This window comes from Comamonas sp. lk (assembly GCF_900564145.1).
Classification (GTDB): domain Bacteria; phylum Pseudomonadota; class Gammaproteobacteria; order Burkholderiales; family Burkholderiaceae_C; genus Comamonas.
The window spans coordinates 101,653-118,878 of sequence record NZ_UOOB01000002.1; the positions used below are offsets into that span (position 1 = coordinate 101,653).

17 protein-coding genes are annotated in these 17,226 nt (G+C 64.5%); 14 read left to right on the forward strand and 3 right to left on the reverse strand.

What is annotated here, in order from left to right; genetic code table 11:
* Window positions 1-65: 65 nt before the first annotated feature.
* The 10 genes from EAO39_RS19225 to soxZ all read left to right on the forward strand — a co-directional run bounded on the left by EAO39_RS19225 (window position 66) and on the right by soxZ (window position 10,750).
* Window positions 66-2,225: a TonB-dependent receptor gene (locus EAO39_RS19225; RefSeq protein WP_120971863.1), complete on the forward strand. Its 2,160-nt coding sequence runs from the start codon at window positions 66-68 to the stop codon at window positions 2,223-2,225.
* Between the two features lie 81 nt (window positions 2,226-2,306).
* Window positions 2,307-3,362: an ABC transporter substrate-binding protein gene (locus EAO39_RS19230; RefSeq protein WP_120971327.1), complete on the forward strand. Its 1,056-nt coding sequence runs from the start codon at window positions 2,307-2,309 to the stop codon at window positions 3,360-3,362.
* Entirely contained in the window at window positions 3,359-4,450 is a 1,092-nt protein-coding gene (locus tag EAO39_RS19235) for an iron ABC transporter permease (protein WP_120971328.1), read from the forward strand. The genes EAO39_RS19230 and EAO39_RS19235 overlap by 4 nt, the downstream gene beginning before the upstream one ends.
* Window positions 4,447-5,223: an ABC transporter ATP-binding protein gene (locus EAO39_RS19240; protein ID WP_120971329.1), complete on the forward strand. Its 777-nt coding sequence runs from the start codon at window positions 4,447-4,449 to the stop codon at window positions 5,221-5,223. Before EAO39_RS19235 ends, EAO39_RS19240 begins: the two co-directional genes overlap by 4 nt.
* Window positions 5,224-5,649: 426 nt before the next feature.
* The gene (locus EAO39_RS19245; RefSeq protein ID WP_240467129.1) at window positions 5,650-5,952 is read left to right on the forward strand and encodes a c-type cytochrome; all 303 of its coding nucleotides are present in this window, start codon (window positions 5,650-5,652) and stop codon (window positions 5,950-5,952) included.
* Complete coding sequence (locus tag EAO39_RS19250; protein WP_120971864.1) at window positions 5,952-7,229, forward strand: NAD(P)/FAD-dependent oxidoreductase; 1,278 nt, start codon at window positions 5,952-5,954, stop codon at window positions 7,227-7,229. Before EAO39_RS19245 ends, EAO39_RS19250 begins: the two co-directional genes overlap by 1 nt.
* A 16-nt stretch (window positions 7,230-7,245) precedes the next feature.
* A complete protein-coding gene (locus EAO39_RS19255) occupies window positions 7,246-8,289 on the forward strand; it encodes a YeeE/YedE family protein (protein ID WP_120971331.1) in 1,044 nt (347 codons plus the stop codon).
* 231 nt (window positions 8,290-8,520) lie between these two features.
* A complete protein-coding gene (locus tag EAO39_RS19260) occupies window positions 8,521-9,888 on the forward strand; it encodes an FAD/NAD(P)-binding oxidoreductase (protein ID WP_120971332.1) in 1,368 nt (455 codons plus the stop codon).
* Window positions 9,889-9,904: 16 nt separating this feature from the next.
* Window positions 9,905-10,399 carry a thiosulfate oxidation carrier protein SoxY gene (locus EAO39_RS19265; protein WP_240467130.1) on the forward strand — a complete coding sequence of 165 codons (495 nt, stop codon included), beginning with the start codon at window positions 9,905-9,907 and terminating at the stop codon, window positions 10,397-10,399.
* A 15-nt stretch (window positions 10,400-10,414) separates the two neighbouring features.
* Window positions 10,415-10,750 carry a thiosulfate oxidation carrier complex protein SoxZ gene (gene soxZ, locus EAO39_RS19270; protein ID WP_120971334.1) on the forward strand — a complete coding sequence of 112 codons (336 nt, stop codon included), beginning with the start codon at window positions 10,415-10,417 and terminating at the stop codon, window positions 10,748-10,750.
* 192 nt (window positions 10,751-10,942) lie between these two features.
* On the opposite strand, the gene EAO39_RS22765 is transcribed toward soxZ, so the two are convergent.
* Window positions 10,943-11,110, reverse strand: coding sequence for a hypothetical protein (locus EAO39_RS22765; protein WP_162989656.1), 168 nt, complete (start codon window positions 11,108-11,110; stop codon window positions 10,943-10,945).
* Between the two features lie 116 nt (window positions 11,111-11,226).
* Between EAO39_RS22765 and bioB the strand changes: the two genes are divergently transcribed.
* From bioB to bioF, 4 genes are all read left to right on the forward strand, one after another.
* Window positions 11,227-12,276, forward strand: coding sequence for a biotin synthase BioB (gene bioB, locus EAO39_RS19275; RefSeq protein WP_120971865.1), 1,050 nt, complete (start codon window positions 11,227-11,229; stop codon window positions 12,274-12,276).
* A gap of 209 nt (window positions 12,277-12,485) precedes the next feature.
* The gene (gene bioA, locus EAO39_RS19280; RefSeq protein WP_120971335.1) at window positions 12,486-13,829 is read left to right on the forward strand and encodes an adenosylmethionine--8-amino-7-oxononanoate transaminase; all 1,344 of its coding nucleotides are present in this window, start codon (window positions 12,486-12,488) and stop codon (window positions 13,827-13,829) included.
* A complete protein-coding gene (gene bioD / locus EAO39_RS19285; RefSeq protein ID WP_120971336.1) occupies window positions 13,826-14,500 on the forward strand; it encodes a dethiobiotin synthase in 675 nt (224 codons plus the stop codon). The genes bioA and bioD overlap by 4 nt, the downstream gene beginning before the upstream one ends.
* Window positions 14,497-15,777 (forward strand): 8-amino-7-oxononanoate synthase, encoded by a 1,281-nt coding sequence (gene bioF, locus EAO39_RS19290; protein ID WP_120971337.1) that lies wholly within the window; start codon window positions 14,497-14,499, stop codon window positions 15,775-15,777. Before bioD ends, bioF begins: the two co-directional genes overlap by 4 nt.
* Before the next feature lie 114 nt (window positions 15,778-15,891).
* On the opposite strand, the gene EAO39_RS19295 is transcribed toward bioF, so the two are convergent.
* Together EAO39_RS19295 and EAO39_RS19300 are read right to left on the reverse strand one after the other, a co-directional pair.
* A complete protein-coding gene (locus tag EAO39_RS19295) occupies window positions 15,892-16,548 on the reverse strand; it encodes a YitT family protein (protein ID WP_120971338.1) in 657 nt (218 codons plus the stop codon).
* A 169-nt stretch (window positions 16,549-16,717) separates the two neighbouring features.
* A complete protein-coding gene (locus EAO39_RS19300) occupies window positions 16,718-17,221 on the reverse strand; it encodes an outer membrane protein assembly factor BamE (protein ID WP_120971339.1) in 504 nt (167 codons plus the stop codon).
* Between the last annotated feature and the right edge of the window lie 5 nt (window positions 17,222-17,226).

The window sequence follows — 17,226 nt, forward strand, 5'->3', positions numbered from 1 at the left end:
AAAGCGCTGCAGCAAGGCCTGGGCATGTCACCTGCAGGCAGATGGTCAGCACTTTGTTGACCTCCATGAACCACCCTGACTTTGCAGCCAGAGCCCCTTTTCTCCATCCCATCGCTGCTGCGGCATTCCTGACCTGCCTGAGCGCGCTGTCCGCCACACCGGCCCTGGCCAGCGATGCCAGCACGCCCGCGTCCGAAGCCGCCATCACCCTACCCGCCGTCCATGTCACGGCATCGCCCGAAGGCGGACTGGGCCTGTCCCTGCCGTCCACCTCCGGCAGCCGCACCGGCATCACCACGCTCGACCTTCCCGCCAGCCTGGACCAGGTGAACAGCGAAACCTGGCAGGAGCGCGGCGACTCGCGCATGGCTGACATCATCGGCCGCACCGTGGGCATGACGCCGCTGTCGGCCACCAGCTACAACAGCCTGTCCTTCAGCACGCGCGGCTTCACCGGCACCAACTCCGTGGGTATCGCGGAAGACGGCGTGCGCCTGGGCGTTGCCTCCACCACCACGCCCTACCCCGCCAACAGCTGGGGCTATGAGCGCGTGGAAGTGCTGCGTGGCCCGGCCTCCATCGTCTATGGCTCAGGTACCGTGGGGGCCACGGCCAATGTGGTGCGCAAGCAGCCCACGCGCGAGACCGTGCGTGAGGTGCTGGTCGGCGCCGGCTCGCACGGTTCGGCCAAGCTGGGACTGGGCATGGGTGGCGCAATCAGCGAGACCCTGAGCTACCGGGTGGATGCCTACGGTCACTACACCAACGGCGAGCACGATATGAGCCGCGCCAGCGGCGGCAAGCTGATGAGCACCCTGCGCTGGCAACCCACGGCAGCGCTACGCGTGGAGCTGCTGGCCGATGTCAGTGACGAAAAGCCTGCCCGCTACTTCGGCACGCCCACTATCAACGGCTCCATCGTGCCCGAGCTGCTGGGCCGCAACTTCAACGCCGACGACAGCGACATCCGCATCAAGGACAAGCGCGTGCGCGCCCGGGCGCAGTACCAGATCAACGAGCAGTGGAGTGTGAGCAACGAGCTCTATCACTTCAAGGCCGACCGCTACTGGCGCAACATCGAGGCCTACCGCTACAACCCGGTGGCCCAGACCATTACCCGCAGCGACTATATCGAGCTGACACACGATCTGGAGCAGACCGGCAACCGCCTGGAGTCCAAGCTCAAGGCCGGCGCCCACCAGCTGGTCGTGGGCTGGGAAGTGAGCCGAGCCAAATTTGGCTATGCCTCGTCCGGCTTTGATTACTCCACCACCATGCCCGTAGATGCCGTTTATCACGGCTGGGACAACAGCAGCGCCATGATCCCGCGCTTTACCACGGCAGCCACCACGCACGACTTTTATGCCGAAGACGCCTGGACGCTCAGCGAGCGCTGGCTGCTGCTGGCCGGCATACGCCGCGATCTGACGGACTTCAACAGGAGCGACCTGATAGGAACCGGCTCGTTTGGCAAGAACCTGGGCGGCACCGCCTGGCGCCTGGGCCTGACGCACAAGCTCAATGCGCAGACCAGCCTGTACGGCCAGGTCTCCCAGGGCCATGACCCGGTCACCAATGTGCTGACGCTGAATCTCGCCAATCGCGATTACAAGCTGACCACGGCACGCCAGATCGAAGTGGGGCTGAAGCAGCAGTTCGGCCAGGGTCTGGGCGAGTGGACGGCAGCGGCCTACCGCATCGAGAAGAAAGACATCATCACCCGCGACCCGAACAACAGCCTGCTGTCGGTGCAAGGCGGCAAGCAGCATTCGCAAGGCCTGGAGCTGAGCAGCGTGCTGCGCCTGTCGCCCAACTGGCGCCTGGAAGGCAATTACGCCTTTGTCGATGCCAAATACGACCAGCTGATCGAAGCCGGCGGTGCCGACCGCTCCGGCAATCGCCCCAGCAATGTAGCGCGCAACACCGCCAATCTGTGGGCCCACTACACCACCCACAGCAGCATCGGCCGCTGGCAGGCCTCGCTGGGCGCGCGCGCCGTGGGCAGCCGTTTTGCCGACAACGCCAATACGGCCGTCAGCGGCGGTTACACCGTCTGGGATGCGGCTTTGAGCTGGCGCCCCCAGCCCGGCAGCACCTACCGCCTGACGGTGCGCAATCTGGGCGACAAGCTCTATACCTACTCGGCAGTGTCGAACGCCAGGGCCTCCCAGGCCTATCCGGGCGAGGGACGCCGTCTTGATCTGACGGCCGAATTCACGTTCTGAACGCAACATCAAAAGCCATAGCGAGCAGCGCATGAAATTCCTCGACTTCATGCATCAAACCCATTGAAAACGAGAGAACACATGCGCTGTCAGCTTCCATTTTTGAAGAAGGTATTTCCCTCTCGCCTGACCCTGGCCACGGGCTTGGCCCTGGCCTGCGCTTTGCTTGCGGCCTGCTCGCAGCGGCAAGAGACGCCGCCGGACCAGGCGGCCGCCAGCGTGGCCCCGGTCACGGTGCCGATCTGCGGCCAGCCGGTGAGCTATGACCGCGTGCCGCAGCGCGCGGTCACCCACGGCATCAACATCACCGAGATGTTTCTGGCTCTCGGGCTGGCCGACCGTCTGGTGGGCTATGGCGGCCTGCGCGACATCCAGCGCCTGCCGCCGGCCATGCAGGCACAGCTGGCCCAGGTGCCCGATCTGTCCAACCAGAACATGAATCTGGAAACCCTGCTGAATGCCCAGCCGGACTTTGTCTTCAGCGGCTGGTCCTATGGCTTTCGCGATGGCCAGATCACTCCGCAGCAGTTGCAGGAGCTGGGCATTGCCAGCTATGTGCTGACCGAGTCCTGCATACGCAAGGTCGCGCGTGAGCGCGTATCGCTGCAAGACACTTTCGACGACCTGCTCCATCTGGGCCGCATTTTCCGCATCGACGCCCAGGCGCAAGCCCTGGTGAACGGCCAGCGCGCCGAGCTGGAGCGCATCGCCCAGGCCTTGCAGGGCGCGGCCAGACAGCCCTCGGTTTTTCTCTACGACAGCGGCACCGACATCCCGGTCACCGCAGGCCGCTATGCCATGCCCCACGCCATGATCGAGGCCGCCGGCGGCCGCAACATCTTTGCGGACCTGCCCAGCAGCTGGACGCGGGGCAACTGGGAGGACGTGATCGAGCGCAATCCGGACTGGATCGTCATCGTGGACAACGACAGACCCACACCCGATGGCAAAAAGCAGTTTTTGCTGAACAAGCCCGAGCTGGCCCACCTCACCGCCATACGCGAGCGCAACTTCGTGCTGCTGGACTTTGCCGCCGCCACGCCCGGCCCGCGCAATGTGGCCGGCGTGCGCACGCTGGCCCACAGTCTGCACCCCGAACGGGTGGCGGCTCCCGAGCCCGATACAAGCCTGAAATGAGCCACTATTCCTCCCACCATCTGGCATTTCAGCTGCAGCGCCGCCACTTGGCCTGGTGGCTGGCCGCCTTGCTGCTGCTGCTGGCCCTGAGCCTGACGCTGGCCATCACGCTGGGCCCGGTGCGCATCGCGCCGCTGCACGCCTGGCAGATCACGGCCCACGAAATCGGCCTGCAACTGGGGCTGGACATGGCGCCCGGCACCTGGAGCCATTCCCAGCACCAGATCGTCTGGCGCATCCGCATGCCGCGCGTGCTGCTGGCGGCCCTGGCCGGGGCCGGCCTGGCGCTGGTGGGCGTGGCCATGCAGGCCATGGTGCGCAACCCCTTGGCCGACCCTTATCTGCTGGGCGTGTCCTCCGGTGCCACGGTAGGCGCGGTGACGGTGCTGGCCTCCGGCGCGCTGGCCTTCGCGGGCGAGCTGGCCCTGCCCATGGGCGCCTTCAGCGGCGCCCTGGCCGCCTGCGTAGCGGTATATGTGCTGGCCCATGCCGGAGGGCGTTTGCTGGCCTCGCGGCTGATTCTGGGCGGTGTGGCCATTGCCTACTGCCTGGGCGGCGTGACCAGCCTCATGGTGCTGACCTCCGACCAGCGCGAGCTGGCCAACTCGGTGCTGGCCTGGACGCTGGGCAGCCTGGCCGGCACCCGCTGGGATGAACTGGGCCTGCCTGCCGCCCTGCTGCTGCTGGGCATGGGCTTGCTGTTGGTACAGGCCCGTGCGCTCAATGCCTTGCTCGCCGGCGAGGAAACCTCGGCCACGTTGGGTGTGGACACCACGCGCATACGGCGCTGGCTGTTCGTGCTGGTCTCGCTGATCACCGGCGTGCTGGTGGCGCTCACCGGGCCCATAGGTTTTGTCGGCCTGATGGTGCCCCATATCACGCGCATGCTGGTGGGCGCGGAGCACCGGCGCGTGCTGCCGGTCTCGGCCCTGGTGGGCGCGATTTTCCTGGTCTGGGTCGATGTGCTGTCGCGCATCAGCTTTGCACCGGCGGAAGTGCCCGTGGGCGTCATCACCTCCCTGGTCGGCGGCCCCTTCTTCATCTGGATGCTGTGCCGCAAAAGCAGCATGCAAAGGCTGCTGCCATGAGCACACTGCACGCGAAAAATCTTCACTGGCAGGTTGCTGCCGCCCATATCGTGCAGGACATCAGCCTGCATGTGGCGCAGGGCGAGCTGGTGGGTCTGTTAGGCCCCAATGGCAGCGGAAAATCCACGCTGCTGCGCATGATCTACCGCACGCTGCGGCCCCACAGCGGCTGCGTGCTGCTGGACGAGCACAACGTCTGGCGCGGCAGTGCGCGCGACAACGCCAAAGTCATGGCCGTGCTGGCCCAGGAAAGCAGCAGCGAGTTCGACCTCAGCGTGCGCGACATGGTGCTGATGGGGCGCACGCCGCACCAGTCGCCGTTTGCACGCGATAGCGACGAAGACTTCCGCATCGTGACCCAGGCGCTGGAGCGCATGCAGGCCCATACGCTGTCCGAGCGCATGTTCAGCACCCTGTCCGGCGGCGAGAAGCAGCGCGTGCTCATGGCCCGCGCCCTGGCCCAGCAAGCGCCGTTTCTGGTGCTGGACGAGCCCACCAACCACCTGGATGTGCGCCACCAGTTCGAGCTGATGAACCTGATCCGCGGTCTGGGCCTGACCACCTTGGCCGCCCTGCACGAGCTGCCGCTGGCCGCCCATTATTGCGACCGGCTGTATCTGCTGAAAAACGGACGACTGGCGGCCCAGGGCACGCCCGCCGAAGTGCTGACCGCCGACACCATCGCCCAGGTCTACGGCGTGCGCGCCCTGGTGCATACCAACCCGCGCACCGGCAAGCCGCTGATCGAATACCTGCCCGACGAGCTTCTCTGACGCCCACGCCTTATCTGCAGACAAAACGCCTTCAAGCCCTTATTTCAAAAACGTCAAAAGCTATAAAATAAAGAGCATTCGACACATTGATAGGGGCAGCTTTCCGCTGTTTTTGGCAAAGCCAAGCACAGCGGGCGCGCATAACTAAATAACCAGGAACTTCCTGTTACATCACCTGGGTATTGGCGGGTGAGACGGCGCACGGCTTCCTAGAATCCCTTTCACCACCAGCTTGGCTTGTGTCGGGTAGCGGTCCATCAAAGCACACATAACAAAGACCGCCAGCGCAAGCGATATAGCTTTTCATCACCCTGCGATGGATGAGCACGGCAGCGCGTTGCGCGTTCAGCCGTGGATTTAACGGGAGGCTCCATGCTCTTGAACCCCTTGAACCACCTTCTTGCCCCGGCAAGCCGCGCGCTCTGCTTGAGCGCTGCCATCACGGCCTGTGTTGCGACGACCAGCGTCGCTGCCGCACCGGCCGCGCTGCGCGCCCAAGATGTTGCCGTGCTGGCCTCCAGCTGTGCCAACTGCCACGGACCGGACGGCCGCTCCACCGGCGGCATTCCCAGCTTGCGCGGCGTGGGCGAAGCCCATCTGCTGCAACGCCTGCAGGCCTTCAAGGCCGGCACGGCCAAGGATGCGACCGTGATGACACGTCTGGCCAAGGGCTATGACGACGAACAAATCAAGGCGCTGGCCCAGTGGTTCAGCAAGGAAGCTCAATGATGCAGATCAATCGTCGACACATTCTGGGCGGCGCCGCCGCCGGTGCAGCGGCTCTGACCCTGCCCTCCATCGTGCGCGCCCAGGCCGCATCGGCCCATGTGGTGGTGGTGGGCGGCGGCTTTGGCGGCGCCACGGCCGCACGCTATCTGCGCCAGTTTGCACCGCAGATCAAGGTGACCCTGGTCGAGCCTGCCGAGCGCTTTTATACCTGCCCCTTCTCCAACCTCTATCTGGCCGGTTTGCGCAGCTGGGACAGCATAGGCCACAGCTACGACGGCCTGCGCAAGGCTGGCGTGAACGTGGTGCAAGCCAGCGCCGAGGCCGTGGACGGCACAGCGCGCAAGGTCAAGCTCTCCAACGGCCAGACGCTGAGCTACGACAAGCTGGTGCTCTCGCCCGGTATTGATATGCGCTGGAATGCGCTGGAAGGCTATGACGAGGCTGCGGCCCAGCTGGCTCCCCATGCCTGGAAGGCCGGCGCGCAGACCCAGTTGCTCAAGAAGCAGCTGGAGGCCATGCCCGATGGCGGCAAGTTTGTGATGGTGATTCCCGCCAATCCCTTCCGCTGCCCGCCCGGCCCCTACGAGCGCGCCGCCATGGTGGCCCATTACTTCAAGCAGCACAAACCCAAGAGCAAGATCCTGCTGCTGGACGACAAGGATGCGTTCTCCAAGCAAGCCCTGTTTCTTCAAGGCTACAAGGCCCTGTATGGCGACATGATCGAGTGGGTCAAGCAGTCGGACGACGGCAAGGTGGGCCGCGTGGATGCCAAACAGCGGGAAGTGGAAACCACGTTCGGCACCCGGCACCGGGCCGATGTGCTGAACGTGATTCCGCCGCAGAAAGCCGGTTTCATTGCCGACCGCGCCGGCGTCACCGATGCCAGCGGCTGGGTTCCCGTCAAGGCCGAGAGCTTTGAATCCAGACAGGTGCCCAACATCTATGTGCTGGGCGATGCCACCATTGCAGCCCCCATGCCCAAGTCCGGCTTTGCGGCCAATACCCAGGGCAAGGTGGCAGCCGCCGCCATTGCTGCCGAACTGACGGGCCAGGCCCTGCCCACGGCCGCCTATGCCAACACCTGCTACAGCCTGATCGGCAATGACTACGGCATCTCCGTGGCCGGCGTCTACAAGGCACAGGAAGGCAAGCTGATCGAAGTGGCCAACTCCGGCGGCGTCAGCCCCATCGACGGCAATGCGGCCTTCCGCAAGGCCGAAGCCGACTATGGCTCGGCCTGGTACCAGGCCATCAGCGCCGACATCTGGGACCGATGATGCCCAAGGACTTGCCATGACGCTGCTCTGGGCCGGATTGCTGCTGGGTTGCGGCTTTGGTGTGGCAGCCCGCCTGGGGCGTTTCTGTCTGTTGCGCGGCCTGCGCCAGGCTGCCGGGCTGGACCGGGGCGAGCCGCGCGGCAGCGCACCGGCTCTGCAGGCTTTTGCCCTGGCGCTGGCGGTAGCTCTGCTGGCCTCGCAAGGGCTGCAACTGGCGGGCTGGGTGGATCTGGGCCAGGCCCAGGTCGCGCGCAGCCAGCTCTCCATCCCTGGCGTGCTGATAGGCGGCGCCTTGTTCGGCATGGGCATGGTGCTGGCCAATAGCTGCGGCGCCCGCGCCCTGGTGCTGCTGGCAGGCGGAAATTTGCGCAGCCTGGTGACCATCGTCTTTCTGGCACTGGGCGCGCAAGCCAGCATGACCGGCGTTCTGGCGCCGGTACGCCAATGGCTGCAGAGCTGGCTGTCGCTGAGCCTGCCTCAAGCCACGGTACAGCAGTCATTGCAAGCCTCAGGTGTTGCCGCAGCCACCGCGTTTGCTCTGGCCGCCTTGCTGCCGGCCCTGGTTTTGCTTGTCTATGCGCTGCGTCGCCCCGCCCTGCGGCAAAGCCCGGTGCAATGGCTGTCGGCACTGGCAATCGGTGGACTGGTGGCACTGGGCTGGTGGATCACGGCCCATGTGCAGCCTGATCCTTTCGATCCGGCCAAGCTCAGCTCGCTGAGCTTTGTGGGTCCGCTGGCGGAAAGCCTGCTGTATCTGCAGCTGGCCGTGGGCCGGGATTTCAGCCTGGGCCCGGCTGTGACGCTGGGCGTTCTCATCGGTGCGGCAGCGACCGCACAGCTGACGCGCAGCGCGCGCTGGGAAGGGTTTGAGCAGCCGTCGCGCCTAGCCGCCTGTGCTTTAGGTGGTCTGCTGATGGGCTTTGGCGGGGCTCTGGCTGCAGGCTGCTCCATAGGCCAGGGTCTGAGCGGTTTGAGCACACTGGCTTATGCCAGCCTGCCCGCCACGGCGGGCATCTTGCTGGGCAGTTGGGCCGCCATCCAATTCAGCCCACGCGCCTGAGCACAGTTTCTGTCAGTCACAACCTACATCGCAGCATGGCACTGGGGCAATAGGCGCACTGTTTGTAACGACCTCTAGAATCGTCGGCACCACCGCTCTGCTCGTGCCGCGTGACGGCCACTTGGGATCTTCCGCAACCTGCCGGAACTGCCCCAGACCGCGCGTTCTGCGATCAGCTTGCCCTATTCATTGAACGCACCGGACGCGGCCTGCGCCGCGCCAGGAGATTCCATGTCAGACACCAAGACTTCCAGCGCCAACGCACAGCGCCGCCGCTTTCTGCTCACCCCTCCGGCCATGGCACTGGGTGCTGCGGCCGCCGCCAGCCTGCCGGCGCAGGCGGCGCCCACCATACTCACGCCGCAATCGCGCATTCTGCCGCGCCAGGGCAAAGGCCCGCGCATCGTGATCTGCGGTGGCGGCTGGGGCGGCATGACGGCTGCCCGCTATCTGCGCGAGCTGATTCCCAACTCCGACGTGGTGCTGCTGGAGCGCAACCCCACGTTCTGGTCCGGCCCCATGAGCAACAAATGGTTGATCGACATCGTGAGCACCGATTTCGTCAATCACGACATGCTGCGCCCGGCCAACAAATACGGCTACCAGCTGCTGCAAACCGAAGTCATGGGTTTCGAGCGCGAGCAAAAGCTGGTGCGCACTGCCCACGGCCTGATCGAGTACGACTTCCTGATTCTCTCGGGTGGCATACGCAACGATTACGAAGCTTGGTTTGGCAACGACCAGCGCGCGATTGACTACACGCGCAAGCATTTCCCCAACGCCTACATCCCGAATCAGGAGATGTTTGCACTCAAGCAAAAGGTCAAGGACTTCAAGGGCGGCACGCTGGTGATGACGCTTCCGCCGCCACCCCACCGCTGCCCGCCTTCGCCTTATGAGCGCGCCTGCCTGATTGCCTGGCACATCAAGAAAAACAAGATTCCCGGCAAGATTCTGATTCTGGACCCCAAGCCCAAGATTGCGCCGATTGGCGTGGGCTACAAGCAGGCGTTTGAAGAGCTGTACCCGGACATCATCACCCACGTGCCCAATGCGCGCGTGCAGGAGGTTGACCCCTTCAACAAGCGCATCAAGACGGCAGCGGGCGAATTCAAATTCGACGATGCCATCCTCATGCCACCCCACCAGGCGGCCGATATGGTCTGGCATGCCGGCCTGATCGGCAAGACCGCTGATGGCAAGCCCACGGGCTGGGCCGACATGAACCCGCGCCTGTTCACCGCCAACAGCGACGACCGCGTGTACTTTGTGGGCGACTTGATGGGCACCATCTCCGATCAGTTCGGCCACTACCCCAAGAGCGGCCACGTGGCCAATTTCATAGGCCAGATCGTCGCCAAGAATATTGCCCAGCGCGTCTCCGGCAAGGAAGTGACACCGCTGCTGCCGGACAACCTCTGCTACATGATGGTCAACGGCGACCCGCAGGAGGAAATCTCGGTCAAGTTCGAATACGAAGTCGATGCCACGGGCAAGGTCATACAGACCCAGATCGACATGGACGTGCGCACCTCGGATCTGGTCAAGGAAGACTTCGGCTGGATTCAATCCAAGTTCAGCGACTTCCTGGCCATCTAAACCCATGAGCAAAGCTTTGAATCATTCATTGACCCGCCGCCATCTGATGGCCGGCGCTGCCGCCACCGGCGCGGTACTGGCCCTGCCTGCCACCGCCCTGGCACAGACCGCTGCCAAAACCCCTCTCGTGGGCCCGCTGGCCCCGAACCCTGCAGAGTTCAAAAAGACGGTGCAGCAATTTCTGGGCAGTGCCAAGCCGCTCTCGGAAGGGCTGCAACTGGACGTGGCTGTGCTGGCCGACAACCCCAGCGCCGTGCCGGTCAAGGCCAAAGTCACCCTGCCCATCACCAATGAGGAGTGGTGCGAGGAAATCATCGTGCTGGCCGAACTCAACCCCTCGCCGCTGACCTGCCGCCTGCGGTTCACAGCCGACACGGGCACGGCAGAGGCCGCCGTGCGCATACGCCTGAGCCAGACTCAGACCATTCACGCCATGGCCCGCATGAAAAGCGGCAAGGTGCTGGTGGCCAAGCAAGCCGTGACGGTCGCCGCCAGCGGCTGTGGCATGTAAACCGGAGACAGCGATATGAGCACCACCAAACCGCCCCGCGTCTGGGTCAGCAACGCCAGCCCCAAGAAAGACGAGGTGCTGCGGGTTCGCGCCCAGATGGAACATGTGATGGAAAGCGGTCTGCGCACCGACCCGGCCACGGGCAAGATACGCCCGCGCAACATCGTCAACCACTTTGAAGCCAGACTGGGCAAGCGGCTGATCTTCAGCTGGGAGCCCGGCATCTCCATCTCCCAGAACCCCTATATCGAATTCACTTTCAAGGCACGCGAAAGCGGCGAGCTGCAAATGCTCTGGAAAGATGAAGACGGCCAGACCACCAGTGCGACCAAGACCATCACTCTGGTCTGAGGCAAACCTCTGTCAGCAGCCCACCCCGCTTCGGCCATGGCCGGATGCGGGTTTTTTTATGCCTGGCCAAAGGCCAGAAGGCATATCCCAGCTTCACGCTCGGAATTAATCTGCGGTTTTCCGGGATTCCGAAAATATTTTCGGCCACCGCGCACAGTACAAACCCGTAGCTCCGCTGGCCAAAATCCAAATTCAACGCCTTCCATGCCACGAATATCGCTCTTCCTCGGCCAACTGCGCATATTCAGCACCACCAAATCCAACCAGTAGCGCGACATAAAGCCCGGAGTCGCCGAAGAAGACGACCATCTGCTCAAACTTGCAGCAAATCACAGCCAAATTACGCGCAACTTCGCTCAAAGTTAAAGCATCTCCAGGCAACGCCTAGGCATACCGTTATTTGCAGGCTGAGGGCTTTCGCAGAATTTTTTTGTGCCGACAATGCAATGCATACACCGCTCAGGGAAATCATTGCCATGAACAACGCCGCAACAGAGTGCGCACCCACATCCAGCAACACCCAGCCAGCAGCACAGGCCGTGCATTGGCACCAGCCCGTGGTCCGCGTCGACAGCACACCAACCGCCCGCTGGTCGGTTGATGCCATCCAGGAGCTGCTGGACATGCCGTTCATGGACCTGCTGCACCGCGCCCAGACTGCTCACCGCGAACACTGGCCTGCAGGCGAGATCGAGCTGGCCACGCTGCTATCCGTCAAAACCGGCGGCTGCCCTGAGAATTGCGGCTACTGCCCGCAGTCGGCCGAGTTCGATACCGGTGTGAAGGCTGAAAAGCTGATGAGCGTTGAAGAAGTCACCAGCGCCGCCCAGGCCGCCAAGGACGCAGGCGCCACGCGCTTTTGCATGGGCGCTGCCTGGCGCGCCCCCAAGGACCGCGACATCGAGAAGATGAACGAGCTAATCGGCGCCGTCAAAGGCCTGGGTATGCAGACCTGCGCCACGCTGGGCATGTTGCAGCCGCACCAGGCTCAATCCCTGCGCGAAGCGGGCCTGGACTACTACAACCACAACCTGGACACCGCTCCCGAGTACTACAAGGACGTGGTCAGCACCCGCCAATACCAGGACCGCCTGGACACCTTGCAGGCCGTGCGCGGCGCAGGCATCAGCGTGTGCTGCGGCGGCATCATAGGCATGGGCGAAGAGGTGGTACACCGCGCCGGCCTGATCGCCCAGCTGGCCAATATGGAGCCCTACCCCGAGTCTGTGCCCATCAACAGCCTGGTGCCCGTGCCCGGCACGCCGCTGGCCGACAGCGACCCCGTGGACCCGCTGGAATTTGTGCGCGTGATTGCCGTGGCCCGCATCACCATGCCCAAGGCCCGCGTGCGCCTGTCGGCCGGTCGCCAGCAACTGGGCGAAGCCGTACAGACCCTGTGCTTCATGGCCGGCGCCAACTCCATCTTCTACGGCGACAAGCTGCTGGTCACCGGCAACCCCGATGTGGAAGCCGACACCACACTGATGCGCAAGCTGGGCCTCAAGGCCTACGCCCCGGCCGCCTGAGCCCGCCACGCAAAGCTGTGATCGCCACCGCTTTGCCCTCTGACACGCAGCGGCCACAGCTGTGGCTGCGTTTTTCCATTGCATTGCGCGCCATTCCAAGCTGATCACGCGGATGGCCGCGCAAAGGCATGGATGCATTTCAACCGTCTTGTGCCGTTCTGACCGTCCCCCTTGCGCTTGATGCCGGGGTCCGGCCTTTGGAGCCCTGTATGACTCAGACCCTAGAAGCCCGCAGCCTGGCTGCCGTATGGCACCCCTGCACCCAGATGAAGCGCCACGAAAGCGCGCCGCCGATTGCCATTGAGCGCGCCAGCGGCCCCTGGCTTTACGGCACGGACGGCCGGCGCTATCTGGACAGCATCAGCTCCTGGTGGGTCAATCTGTTCGGCCACTCCCACCCCCATATCCGAGCCGCGCTGGCCGACCAGATGGAGCGGCTCGATCATGTGATGCTGGCCGGCTTTACCCACGCCCCGGTAGTGGAGCTGTCCGAACGCCTGTCCGCCCTCACCGGCCTGGGCCATGCTTTCTACGGCAGCGACGGCGCCTCGGCCACCGAAATCGCGCTGAAGATGAGCGCCCATTACTGGCGCAATCAGGGCCGCAGCGGCAAGAACCGTTTTGTCGGCCTGGCCGGCGGCTACCACGGTGAAACCGTGGGCGCGCTGGCCGTCACCGATATCGCGCTGTTCCGCGAAGCCTATGCGCCGCTGGTGCGTCTGTCGGATACCGTGCCCAGCCCCGACGCCCGCCAGTCCCTACCCGGCGAAACCGCGGCCGATGTGGCGCGCCGCGCGGCCAAGGGTCTGGAGCAATGGCTGCAAGCCCATCACAACCAGACCGCCGCGCTGATCGTGGAACCGCTGGTGCAGTGCGCAGCCGGCATGGCCATGCACGATGCCGAATACCTGCGCCTGGCCCGCCTGCTGTGCGACCGCTACGAGGTGCATCTGGTCGTCGATGAAATCGCCGTGGGCTTCGGCCGCACCGGCAGCCTGTTTGCCCACCAGCAAGCCGGCATACAGCCCGATTTCATCTGCCTGTCCAAAGGCCTAACCGGCGGCACGCTGCCGTTGTCGGCCGTGCTGACCACCGATACCGTCTACGCCGCTTTCTATGACGACGATGTGGCGCGCGGCTTTCTGCACTCGCACTCCTACACCGGCAACCCGCTGGCCTGCCGCGCCGCCGTGGCCACGCTGGAGCTGTTCGAGCAGCTAGACGCCTTAGCCGCCAACCGGCAGCTGGCACAGCGCATCAGCACCGCCTTTGCCCCCTTGAGCGCCCACCCCCGCGTGCGCCACGCCCGCCAGCAGGGAATGATCTGGGCCTGGGACATTGACAGCTCCCTGCCCGACTTTTCGCGCCGCTACCACGCCGCCGCCATGGAGCGCGGCCTGCTGCTGCGCCCCATAGGTCGCACGCTGTACTGCATGCCGCCCTATGTGCTGGACGACGAGGCCGTTGCCCATCTGGGTCGCATGGCGCTGGAGGCACTGGAAGCCACGTTGCTACAAGAATCAGAGCTACTGACGCAAGAGGTGACTGCATGATTGGCTGTTTTGTAACCGGAACCGACACCGGCGCGGGCAAGACCCTGGCCTCTTGTGCTTTGCTGCAGGCCTTGGCCCAGCACCACCGCCGCGTGGTCGGCATGAAGGCCGTGGCCGCCGGTGCCGAGCCTGACGGTCAGGGCCGCTGGGCCAATGAGGACACGCTGGCCCTGCGCGCTGCATCGACCCTGGCCGTAGCGCCCGCACTGGACAACCCGGTGCTGCTACCCGACCCCATGTCGCCCCATATCGCCGCCCAGCGGGCCGGCGTTGAAGTGACGCTGGAACCTATCCTGGACGCTTACCGCCAGCTGGCTGCCCAGGCCGACGCCGTGGTGGTCGAAGGCGCGGGCGGCTGGCTGGTGCCGCTGTCGGAGACGCTGAGCATTGCCGACCTGGCCGTGGCGCTGCAACTGCCGGTGGTGCTGGTGGTGGGGCTGAAACTGGGCTGCCTGAACCACGCCATGCTGACGGCTAATGCCATCCGTGCCAGCGGCCTGCCACTGGCCGGCTGGATTGCCAGCCGCGTCGACCCCGACATGCTGGTGCCCGAAGAAAACATGGACTGGCTGCGCCGCAAGCTGGGCGCGCCGCTTCTGGCCGACCTGCCCTGGCAGACCCAACCCGATCCGCGCCATGCGCAATTCACGCTGCCCAAGGAATGGCTATGAGCACCGTCACGTCCCCTACCGCAATCCATGGCGCGCCCGAAACGGCGCCCAACTTCTGGCTGCAGGACATTCCCAAGCAGCTGGCAGCGCTCGACGCGGGCCTGCTGCGCCGCAAGCGCCGCACCGTAGCCCCGCTGCACGGCGCCCATATCAGCGTGGACGGCCAGACCATGCTGCAGTTTTGCAGCAATGACTATCTGGGCCTGGCCACCCATCCGGAGCTGGTGGCTGCCGCCTGCACCGGTGCGCAGGACTTTGGCGTGGGCTCGGGCGGCTCGCCCATGGTCAGCGGCCACAGCACGGCCAATGCGGAGCTGGAGCAGGACCTGGCCCGCTTTGTACAACTGCCCCGGGCGCTGTACTTCTACGCCGGCTTTGCCACCAATGCCAGCATCATTCCGGCGCTGGTGGGCGAAGGCGATGCACTGTTCTCCGATGCACTCAACCATGCCAGCCTGATCGACGGCAGCCGCCTCTCGCGTGCGCAAATTCACCGCTTTGCCCATGGCGATCTGGCCGCCCTCGAGGCCCTGCTGGCCGCCAGCAGCGTGCAGCGCAAGCTGGTGGTCAGCGATGCTGTTTTCAGCATGGATGGCAATGTGGCCGATATCCCCGGCCTTCTGGCCCTGTGCGAGCGCTACGACGCCTTGCTGCTGCTGGACGACGCCCACGGCTTTGGCGTGCTCGGCCCCCAGGGCCGCGGCTGTCTGGCGGCCGCCGGACTGACGGGTGCCAATGCTTCGCCGCGCGTGCTCTATATGGCCACGCTCAGCAAGGCGGCCGGTGCAAGCGGCGCTTTTGTCGCCGGCAGCGAGCTGCTGGTGGAGTGGCTGCTGCAGAAAACCCGCAGCTATATTTTTGCCACCGCCGCACCCGCCCTGCTGGCGCGCGCGCTGCAGGCCAGCGTACGGCTGATGGAACACGAACCCGCCTTGCGCGACCGGCTGCAGCAGCGCATAGCCCAGCTGCGCGCCGGTCTTGAGCCACTGCTGGCGCGCACCAGCTGGCGCTTGCTGCCATCGCACACCGCCATACAGGCCCTGGTCATCGGCAGCAACGACAAGGCCCTGGCCTTGATGGAAGGCCTGCGCCAGCGCGGCCTCTGGGTGCCGGCCATTCGCCCGCCCACCGTCCCCAAGGGCACGGCGCGGCTGCGCATCGCCTTGTCGGCCGCGCACACGCAAGAGGACGTGGCCCAGTTGCTGGTCGCGTTGAGCGAGCTGGCCGATCAGGCCGAGCTGACAGAGCCCGCTGCAGCCGCCTTAGAAGCGAACTGAACAGACCCAAAAAAAGCCCGCTCCGGCATCTACCGGGCGGGCTTTTCATATCAAACATGGCTGCAGCGCTTATTCATCAAACGCAAGCAGCTATGAAAGTCAGAGTATCTGGCTTCAATTGCCGGTATAGCGCCCGGGCCGGTGGCTGATCCACAAAAACAGGCTCATCACCACCGCGCCGAGAATGGAATAGGCCACGCGCTCGAACGGCACAATCCACAGCGCCAGCAGCACCACCGTGCAGTCAATCATCATCTGCACCTTGCCTGCGCGAATGCCGTAACGCTCTTGCAGATACAGCGAAACAATGGTGGCACCACCCAGGCTGGAGTGATGGCGCGCCAGAAACAGGCAGCCCGTACCCATGAGCAGGCCGCCCAGCACGGCCGCAAACAGCGGGTTCAGATAATCCACATGGATGAAACGCGGCCCCACATCGGCCATCAGCGCCAGCATGGCCACCGAGATAAAAGTCTTGATGGTGAACTCCGCCCCCATGCGCTTCCAGGCAAACCAGTAAAACGGAATATTGATGGCAAAGAAGATGACCCCAAACGGCCAGCCCGTGGCGTAGTGCAACAGAAAGGCCAGACCCGCCGTGCTGCCGGTCAGCAAGCCGGCCTGGGCGAAGAGCAGCATGGTGATGGAGACAAACAGCGAGCCCGTGAACAGGGCTTGCGCATCCTCAAAGCGGCCGTGGCGCAAGGCGGGCTGAGGAGAAGCCGGCGCTGAAGTCAGCGGGCTGGAGGAATTCGATAGCGGCGTGGACATGTCGGGGTAGGACAGCAAGTTGCATGCCCGACACCTGGATGGAGGCCGGGCACACCAGGGCGGGTAGCACTGGTGTTAACCCGAATTTTACGAACATCAGCCTTGCGGCGATGTTGCTCTCATGCCTATAAGCCCATTATTTTTGTGCATTGCAGCATTTACCGCAGGCTCAGCGGGCTTCGTCCGGCAGGCGCTCCCGGTTCAAGGTACGCAACACCCGGCCGTCGGCGCCAAAGGTGACGGTGAACTGCATCTCACGCGTGGGCGGATCGATGTAGTTCCAGTCCCATTCGGTTTCCTGCTTGAGCTGGTAAGTCATCACCTTGGCGGGCTTGCCCAACATGCGGCGCACCTCGTTTTCCTCCATGCCCGGTACGATCTTGGCGAAATTGTGCGGGGCCAGCACCTGGCGCAGCGCGCTCATCTTGCCCTCGGCGTCGATGGTGATCATGTAGTTGCGCGCACCGGCAGGCTGGCGGTTGTACTCAAAGGTGCGCGCGCCATCGGGCTCGGGCCAGACCCGCTCGGGCTCGCCAAACTTGGCGCGCACATCGGCCTCGGTGGACAGGCCTTCCTCCAGCTCCTTGATTTTTTGCTCATCGCAGCCCACCAGGGCCAAGGCCCCCAGGGCGACGGTGGCCACCGCAGCGGCCAGACGGGTCAGAAGATTCATGGACA